Source organism: Metapseudomonas resinovorans DSM 21078 (assembly GCF_000423545.1).
GTDB classification, from domain to species: Bacteria; Pseudomonadota; Gammaproteobacteria; order Pseudomonadales; family Pseudomonadaceae; genus Metapseudomonas; species Metapseudomonas resinovorans.
On record NZ_KE384035.1, the window covers coordinates 80,331 to 89,791 of the forward strand.

The 9,461-nt window shown below is 62.8% G+C and carries 5 protein-coding genes and 1 pseudogene; all 6 read left to right on the top strand.

Annotated features, from left to right (window positions below; all coding sequences use genetic code 11):
• The first annotated feature begins 45 nt into the window (after window positions 1–45).
• Window positions 46–2,013 carry an acetoacetate--CoA ligase gene (locus G559_RS0128295; protein ID WP_028631451.1) on the top strand — a complete coding sequence of 656 codons (1,968 nt, stop codon included), beginning with the start codon at window positions 46–48 and terminating at the stop codon, window positions 2,011–2,013.
• A 104-nt stretch (window positions 2,014–2,117) separates the two neighbouring features.
• Window positions 2,118–3,752 carry a 3-(methylthio)propionyl-CoA ligase gene (locus G559_RS0128300; protein ID WP_028631452.1) on the top strand — a complete coding sequence of 545 codons (1,635 nt, stop codon included), beginning with the start codon at window positions 2,118–2,120 and terminating at the stop codon, window positions 3,750–3,752.
• Window positions 3,753–3,884: 132 nt separating this feature from the next.
• On the top strand, window positions 3,885–5,657 hold the full coding sequence (locus G559_RS0128305; protein ID WP_028631453.1) for an acyl-CoA dehydrogenase C-terminal domain-containing protein: 1,773 nt from the start codon (window positions 3,885–3,887) through the stop codon (window positions 5,655–5,657).
• Between the two features lie 118 nt (window positions 5,658–5,775).
• Window positions 5,776–6,954 (top strand): acetyl-CoA C-acetyltransferase, encoded by a 1,179-nt coding sequence (locus G559_RS0128310; RefSeq protein WP_028631454.1) that lies wholly within the window; start codon window positions 5,776–5,778, stop codon window positions 6,952–6,954.
• A 396-nt stretch (window positions 6,955–7,350) separates the two neighbouring features.
• Window positions 7,351–8,655: an MFS transporter gene (locus G559_RS29510; protein ID WP_051246956.1), complete on the top strand. Its 1,305-nt coding sequence runs from the start codon at window positions 7,351–7,353 to the stop codon at window positions 8,653–8,655.
• A 396-nt stretch (window positions 8,656–9,051) separates the two neighbouring features.
• A pseudogene (locus G559_RS0128320) lies at window positions 9,052–9,461 on the top strand (IS5-like element ISPre1 family transposase); the annotation flags it as partial.

Genomic DNA, 9,461 nt, shown 5'->3' on the forward strand with positions numbered 1-9,461 from the left:
CGGCCGCAGCGCTACGGCCAGTTACCTGTATCGAGAGAGACTGATATGAACGAGAAACCCATTTTCCAGCCCAGCGTCGAGAAGATCGCCGCTACCCGCCTGGCGGCTTTCATGCAATTCGCGCAGTCCCGCACCGGGCGCCAGTTTGCCGACTACGACACCCTGTGGCGTTGGTCGGTGGAGGAGATCGAGCAGTTCTGGCCACTGGTATGGGAGTTCTGTGGCGGTGTCGGCGAACTAGGCGACGTGGTGCTGGAAAATGGCGATCGGATGCCCGGCGCACGCTGGTTCCCGAATGCGCAGTTGAACTATGCGGAGACACTTCTGGCTCGCCGCGACGACAGCGATGCGCTAGTGTTCTGGGGTGAAGACAAGGTCCAGCGCCGCCTGTCACGGGGCGAGCTCTATGCCCAGGTCTCGCGCTTCCGCCAGGGTCTCGAAGCGCTCGGCATCGGCAAGGGCGACCGGGTCGCCGGCTTCATGCCGAATATGCCTGAAACTCTGGTGGCCATGCTGGCCGTTGCCTCGCTGGGCGCCGTCTGGTCCTCCGCCTCGCCAGACTTCGGTGTGCAGGGCGTGCTCGACCGCTTCGGGCAGATCGAGCCCAAGCTGCTGCTGTGCGTCGATGGCTACTGGTACAACGGCAAGCGCGTCGATTGCCTGGAGAAGAACGCTGAGGTGGCGGCACGCCTGCCGAGCCTTCTGCGTACCGTGGTGGTGCCTTATCTGGAGGACGCACCGGACGTCGCCAGCATCAGCGGCGGCGTACGCTACGCCGATTTCCTCGAGCCCTATGCCGCTGCCGAGATCGCCTTCGTTCGGGTGGCCTTCGACCATCCGCTGTTCATCCTGTATTCCTCCGGCACGACCGGGGTACCCAAGTGCATCGTCCACGGTCACGGTGGCTCCCTGCTGCAGCATCTCAAGGAGCACCAACTGCATACCGATGTGCATCCGGGTGATCGCTTGTTCTACTTCAGCACCTGCGGTTGGATGATGTGGAACTGGCTGGTCTCCGGCTTGGCATCCGGTGCAACAGTGCTGCTCTATGACGGTTCACCGTTCCTGGCCGGTCGTGACGGCCGTCCCGGCAGCATTCTGTTCGATTACGCCGACGCCGAGGGCATGACCCATTTCGGTACATCGGCCAAGTTCATCGACGCTCTGCTCAAGCAGGGCCTTTCGCCGCGCGGCAGTCACGCCTTGGTTGCCTTGCGAGGCTTTTTGTCGACGGGTAGCCCGCTGGCACCGGAGGGGTTCGACTACGTTTATCGCGAGATCAAGAGCGATCTGCACCTGGCCTCGGTCGCGGGTGGTACCGACATCCTTTCGGGCTTCGTGCTGGGGGTGCCGGTATTGCCGGTGTATCGCGGCGAGATCCAGCGCGCCGGCCTGGGTATGGCGGTGGCGGTATTCAACGAGCAGGGTGAGTCTGTCCGCGAAATCAAGGGCGAACTCGTTTGCACTCGGCCGTTCCCTTGCATGCCCGTGGGCTTCTGGAATGACCCCGACGGCTCGCGCTACCACGCCGCCTATTTCGCCCGATTCCCCAACATTTGGTGCCACGGCGATTTCGCCGAGATCAGTGCCCTTGGTGGTTTCGCCATCTATGGCCGCTCCGACGCCACCCTCAATCCCGGCGGCGTGCGCATCGGTACGGCGGAAATCTACCGTCAGGTGGAACTGCTGCCGGAGATCGTCGAATCCTTGGTGATCGGCCAGGAGTGGGCGGGGGACACCCGCGTCGTACTGTTCGTCAAACTGCGCGATGGTCAGCACCTCGACGATGACTTGGTGGCGCGGATCAAGCAACAGATCCGTAAGAACACCACGCCGCGCCACGTGCCGGCCAAGGTCCTGCAGGTAGTCGATATCCCCCGTACCAAGAGCGGCAAGATCGTCGAGCTGGCGGTTCGCAATGTGGTGCATGGCGAGCCGGTGAAGAATGTCGAGGCGCTAGCCAACCCGGAGGCATTGGAACACTTCCGTGATCGCAGTGAGCTGGCGAGCTGAGCGAGGAAGTTGCTGGAGGAGGGAACCTCTTTCTCCGCCGACGCGCCTGTGACTGGTACCACAGGCCACTTACAACAAATCCAATAAACCAAGGTGACTATTCGATGCTGGGCTTGATGCAACACCACCCCTTGCTGATTTCCTCACTGATTGAGCATGCGTGCGCGTCTCACCCAGACACGCAGATCGTTTCACGCTCGATCGAAGGTCCGATCCACCGCTGCACCTATGCCGATGTCGGGCGCCGCGCCAAGCAGGCCGCCAATGCGCTGAGCGCCCTCGGTGTACAGCCAGGCGAGCGCATTGGCACACTGGCTTGGAACGGCTACCGACACATGGAGTTGTACTTCGGTGTTTCCGGTATGGGTGCAGTGCTGCATACCATCAACCCGCGCCTGTTTGCCGAACAGATCGAGTTCATCGTCAACGATGCCGAGGACCAGTACCTGTTCTTCGATCTGAGCTTCGCCGCGCTGGTCGAGGAACTGGCGCCCAAGCTGTCGACGGTCAAGGCCTTTATCGCCCTGTGCGATCGCGCGCATATGCCGGCGCTGGATATTCCCAATCTGCGCTGCTACGAGGAACTGATTGCCGACCAGCCAGAACAGTTCGAGTGGCCGCTTCTGGATGAGAACACCGCCTCGTCGATGTGTTACACGTCCGGAACGACCGGCAACCCCAAGGGCGTGCTGTATTCGCACCGCTCCTCCCTGCTCCACTCGTTGGCGTCCTGCACGGCGGGGGGCTTTTCACTCTCGGCGGCCGATTCAGCGCTAGTGGTAGTGCCTATGTTCCACGTCAACGCCTGGGGCATGCCCTACGCCGGTGCTCTGAGTGGCGCCAAGCTGGTACTACCGGGGCCGGCGCTGGATGGCGCAAGCCTCTATGAACTGATGCGTGATGAAGGCGTGACCCTGGCGCTGGGCGTGCCCACCATATGGATGATGCTGCAGCAGCACGTCGAGAAGGGGTGTCTCAAGCCGCGCGACGAACTGCAGCTCAACCGCGTGGTGATCGGCGGCGCCGCCGCGCCGCGCGCAGTGGTAGAGCGCTTCGAAAAAGATTTCGATGCCCGGGTGGTGCACGCATGGGGCATGACCGAAATGTCCCCCCTGGGCACTGTCTGCCACCCATTGCCCAAACATGCCGGACAAGATCTGCAGCAGCGTCTTGACCTGCAGAGCAAGCAAGGCCGCGCGCTGTTTGGCGTATCAATGAAGATCACGGACGATGAAGGGAACAGCTTGCCACGCGATGGCAAGGCCTTCGGTCATCTGCTGGTCAAAGGGCCCTGGATCGCCAGCAGCTATTTCCGCGGCCAAGGTGGCCCGATCCTGGATCAGGATGGCTGGTTCGATACCGGCGACATCGCCACTATCGACGCGGATGGCTACATGCAGATCACCGATCGCGCCAAAGATGTGATCAAGTCCGGTGGCGAATGGATATCCTCGATCGATCTGGAAAACGTCGCGGTAGGTCACCCGGCTGTAGCCGAAGCCGCAGTGATCGGTATTGCCCATCCGAAGTGGCAAGAGCGCCCGCTGCTGATTGTGGTGCTCAAGCCTGGAAAGAGCGCGAGCCGCGAAGAGTTGCTGGATTATCTCAATGACAAGGTGGCGCGTTGGTGGCTGCCCGATGACGTGGCCTTCGTCGATGAGCTGCCACACACGGCCACCGGCAAGCTGCAGAAACTCAAGTTACGCGAACTGTTCCGCGATTATCGGCTGCCACTCTAGCCCATGAGCTAACCCCCGTTTCGCCAAGGAAGGTGTTTGGAAACGCTGCGCTTTCGAGCGTACTCGGCGCGGTTTCCGAACTGCGCAGTTATCTAAAGGCCCATCCACTCGTTCATCAGCAAGGAAACCGCCATGCCCCAGTACTGCGCTCCCTTACGTGATCTGCGATTCGTGCTGCACGAGGTCTTTGATGCCCCGGCCCTCTGGGCGCGCCTGCCCGCGCTGGCCGAACGGGTCGACGCCGACACCGCCGACGCCATCCTGGAAGAAGCGGCCAAGGTCACCGGGCAGCTCATCGCCCCGCTCAACCGCAGCGGCGACGAAGAGGGCGCGCAATGGTGCGATGGCGTGGTGACCACTCCGGCCGGCTTCAAGGAGGCCTACGCCACCTACATCGAAGGCGGTTGGGTGGGCCTCTCCGGCAACCCGGATTTCGCTGGCATGGGCATGCCAAAGATGCTCGCCGTGCAGTTCGAGGAGATGCTCTACGCCGCCAACTCCAGCTTCGCCCTCTACTCGGCGCTGTCTTCCGGCGCCTGCCTGGCGATCGACGCCCACGCCAGCGCGGAGCTACGAGCCACCTACCTGCCGCCGATGTACGAGGGACGCTGGGCCGGCTCCATGTGCCTGACCGAGCCGCATGCTGGCACCGACCTCGGCATCATTCGCACCAGGGCCGAGCCCCAGGCCAATGGCAGCTACACGATCACCGGCACCAAGATTTTCATCACCGGTGGCGAGCAGGACCTGACCGAGAACATCATCCACCTGGTGCTGGCCAAGCTACCCGACGCGCCCGCCGGGCCGAAAGGCATCTCCCTGTTCCTGGTACCCAAGCTGCTGCTCAACGCCGATGGCAGCCTGGGCGCACGCAATGCGGTGAGCTGCGGCTCCATCGAACATAAGATGGGCATCAAGGCATCAAGCACCTGCGTGATGAACTTCGATGGCGCCACCGGCTACCTGATCGGCGAGGCCAACAAGGGCCTGGCGGCGATGTTCACCATGATGAACTACGAGCGCCTGTCCATCGGCATCCAGGGCATCGGTTGCGCCGAAGCCTCCTACCAGGCCGCTGTCGGCTACGCCCGCGAGCGCATCCAGAGCCGCGCGCCTACCGGCCCGGTAGCGACGGACAAGGTGGCCGACCCGATCATCAATCACCCTGACGTGCGCCGCATGCTGCTGAGCATGAAGGCCCTGACCGAGGGCGGCCGCGCCTTCGCCTGCTACGTCGGCCAACAGCTCGACCTGGCCAAGTTCACCGAGGACGCCGACGAGCGCCAGCGCGCCGAGGCCCTGGTGGCGCTACTCACCCCAGTGGCCAAGGCCTTCTTCACCGACACTGGGCTGGAAAGCTGCGTCAATGGCCAGCAGGTGTTCGGCGGTCATGGCTACATCCGCGAGTGGGGCCAGGAGCAGCATGTGCGTGATGTGCGTATCGCGCAGATCTACGAGGGCACCAATGGCATCCAGGCCCTCGACCTGCTGGGCCGCAAGGTGGTGGCCAACGGCGGCGCCGCGCTGCGCCAGTTCTGCGCCGAGGTGCGCAACTTCGCTCACCACCACGAAGTGCCGTACGGCAGCGAGCTGGTCGTAGCGTTGGAGCGCCTGGAGACCGTAAGCGGCTGGCTGCTGGAGCACGCCAAGACCAACCCCAACGAGGTGGGTGCCGCCTCGGTGGAATACCTGCACCTGTTCGGCTACGTCGCCTACGCCTACATGTGGGCGCGCATGGCCAGCGTGGCCGAGGCCCGGCGCAGCGAGGACGAGGCGTTCTACACCGGCAAGCTGGCCACCGCGGAATTCTTCTTCCGCCGCCTGCTGCCGCGCACCCTGAGCCTGGAGGCCAGCATCCGCGCCGGTAGCCCCTCGCTCTATGAATTGAAGACAGAAATGTTCTGACGTTTGACGTGAAGCGCGGCCAGCGCTCCTTTGTGGCCGCGCCTTTTTTATCCCTCGTGAGGGTGCACTGGGCACCCTCATTCAGCCGGGCGCAAAATGGCCCCTGTTGGAGATTCAAATGAGTGAAGTCGTTATCGTCGCAGCCACCCGCACAGCTATCGGCAGCTTCCAAGGCTCCCTATCCGGCATCCCCGCCCAGCAGTTGGGCGCCGCAGTGATTCGCCAGCTGCTGGCGCAGACTGGCCTGGATGTCGCCGAGGTCGATGAGGTGATCCTCGGCCAGGTACTGACAGCCGGCTCAGGGCAGAACCCGGCGCGCCAAGCCTCGATCCTCGCCGGCCTGCCGTTCACGGTTCCAGCCATGACGCTGAACAAGCTCTGCGGCTCCGGCCTCAAGGCCCTGCACCTGGCCGTCCAGGCCATCCGTTGCGGCGACGCCGAGGTGATCATCGCCGGCGGCCAGGAGAACATGAGCCTGGCGCCCTACATCCTGCCCGGCGCCCGCACCGGCCTGCGCATGGGTCACGCCAAGATCCTGGACACCCTGCTCCATGACGGTCTGACCGACGCCTTCAACGACTATCACATGGGCGTCACCGCCGAGAACCTGGTGGAGAAATACGGCATCAGCCGTGAAGCCCAGGACACCTTTGCCGCCACCTCGCAACAGAAGGCCGCCGCCGCTATCGAGGCTGGGCGCTTCAAGGATGAGATCACCCCGATCCTGATCCCGCAAAAGAAGGGCGACCCTGTCGCCTTCGATACCGATGAAGGTCCCCGCGCCGGCACCACTGCCGAAGCCCTGGCCAAACTGAAACCGGCCTTCAAGAAAGATGGCAGCGTCACCGCCGGCAACGCTTCCAGCATCAACGATGGCGCTGCTGCCGTGCTGCTGATGAGCGCCGAAAAGGCCAAGGCGCTGGGCCTTCCGGTGCTGGCGCGTATTGCTGGCTACGCCAATTCAGGCGTAGACCCGGCGATCATGGGCATCGGCCCGGTGACCGCGACCCGCCGCTGCCTGGAAAAGGCCGGCTGGAGCCTGGACCAATTGGACCTGATCGAAGCCAACGAAGCCTTCGCTGCCCAGTCGCTGTCAGTGGGCCAGGAACTGGGCTGGGACATGGACAAGGTCAACGTCAACGGCGGCGCAATCGCCCTCGGCCACCCCATCGGCGCCTCCGGCTGCCGCATCCTGGTGACCCTGCTGCACGAAATGATCAAACGTGATGCCAAGAAGGGGCTGGCAACTTTATGCATTGGCGGCGGGCAGGGTGTGGCACTGGCCATCGAGCGGTAATTAAGGCTTTAGCCAAGGCGCAGCCAATCTCGAACCAGACTGCCATAATCGTCCAGGCAGCCCCGTGGCATTTATTTGGCGAACTGCTCACAGATTGGAGTTGAAGGTGTCTTTGTCGACGCTGTCGAACACTTGGTTGACGCCGACGCCACACCCCCTCACGAACACAGACTAGCTACAGCACTGACAGAGGCCCCGTGACCCAATGCACCACCTCACCGGCCATCTGTGGTAATGCGCCCAGAAAGACACTTAGCACCGCCATCAAAAGCATCCCACAGGCCTGAGTCGGACAATTCACTCTGGCGAATCCAGGTCATCCGCCCAGAAGAGACGGGCAAGCAGCCTTGCCACGTCCACCAATTTTCGACCTCCATCGCACCATCGGGGACAGACATGCTCTACGAACACGCCAACCCTGCGCACATCGCTGACGACTTGCTGTGTTGGCCCCCGGCCGAGGACCTGGAGCCGAAACACAGGAACTTGCCATCACCAGCAGCGCTCATCCTGCTACTGGCCTTCATGACGCTGCTGAATTCGTTTAGCACGGACATGCTCATTCCGGCCCTGCCGGCCATTAGCAGGGATCTGGGGGGCAGCGGCTGGCAAGTCCAGCAGTGCCTATCACTGTTCTTCGTGGCCTGCGCCTTCGCATCCCTCTGGTATGGCGCCATCGCCGACGCCTGGGGACGGCGGCCAACCCTTCTCGTCTCGCTTGTTCTGCTCGGCCTGGCAGCCGCCGCCTGCGCCTTTACCACCGGCATCGAACAACTCTGGGGCCTGCGTATCCTCCAAGGACTGGCTGCCGGGGCGGGCCTGGTCCTCAGCCGATCCATCCTCCATGATCTGTACCAAGGCCCCGATGCGCAACACCGTCTCAGCTGGATCACCCTGATCCAGACCTCGAGCCTTCTGCTGACGCCTTCCCTGGGTGCCTGGCTGTGTGCCCACTACGGATGGCGCATGGTGTTCGTCGCCCTGGCCGCCATCGCCCTGACCCTGGCAGCCGTCTACTGGCGCTGGCTGCCGGAAACCCTGCCGCGGGACAGGCGCCTGGGCCTGAATCCAGCGGCGCTGGGGCGGGCCTACCTGGGGGTGCTGCGAACCCCACGCTTTGTCCGCCTGTCCCTGGCCCACGTGGCCAACTGGGTCAGCATGGTCATCTACGCCATTTCGGCACCGGCCATCGTCGTCGGGCTGCTGGGACGAAAGGGGACCGACATCTATTTGGTCTATGGCCCCATCGCCCTCGGCCTAGTGGCCGGCTTCCTGCTATTCCCCCGTCTACTCTACCGCTGGCAGGCGAGCGGTACCCTGGCGGCGGCCTATCTCATCCTGAGCACCTCGGTGGCCCTGAACCTGGCGCTAGCCTGGGCCTGGCCCGCCGGCATGATCAATTTGGCACCCCTCTTCACCTACGCCTTGGGCCTGGCCATCGCCCTGCCCATCCTAGTCAGCGGCGCCCTGGAGCCCCTGCGCCAGAGCGCCGGCGTGGCCGCCTCGTGCCAGACTTTCCTGCAGTTGGCCATGACTGCTGTGGCGGCCGGCCTACTCGCCCCCCTGTTGTGGGACTCAATGTTATCCCTGGCGCTCGGGATCGGGATCCTGACTCTGGCAGGCGGCCTTGCCCTGCTCTTAGAAGGACGGGCAAACCGCCGACCGGCCCCTGAATCCATACACTGTTCGGAAACAGCGTAAGCCAACGGGAAGCCCAACCCTCAAGCCATTGTGCTAATTCGTCGACTGAACGCGTACCCAGAAACCGCCACGCAGCTGGCTCAAACCGCCTGACTTAGCCCTCCAGTTCAATTCCCAGGCGAGGATTTTGAAATGGCATCCAGGCTTGATAGCTCTCACTCCACCGCAGAGAGGGTTTGGGATCTAGAATATTGAGAACCACCTTGAGACCAAACCCGTATCCCTTTAGTAAAGCCTTGAGTTTAGTCTCGAACTCAATTTCTCGTCTGAGCCCAGAGTCGTTCTTGAGAGCGTCCAGAGCTGCAATCTGTTCTGCAAGTTGAGCCTCTAGGGAAATCCTGAAGAAGACTTCCCGAATCTGGTGAAATACGCCGATCCCGTTGCCCGAGTTTCCCGATGAAGCAGATGACTTTTGCCGACGCCGAGTACGCCGGCAAGCGCAAGCAGACCCGTAAGGAATTGTTCCTGATCGAGATGGATCAGGTGGTGCCGTGGAAGGGTTTGGTTGCCCTGATCGAGCCGCACTACCCCAAGGGTGAAGGCGGTCGTCCGGCGTATCCGCTGATGGCGATGCTGCGCGTCCATCTGATGCAGAACTGGTTCGGCTACAGCGATCCGGCGATGGAGGAGGCACTCTACGAGACCACGATCTTGCGCCAGTTTGCCGGGCTGAGCCTGGAGCGCATTCCCGATGAAACCACCATCCTCAATTTCCGTCGCCTGCTGGAGAAGCACGAGTTGGCGGCTGGGATTCTGGCGGTGATCAATGGTTACCTGGGCGACCGGGGCCTGTCGCTGCGCCAGGG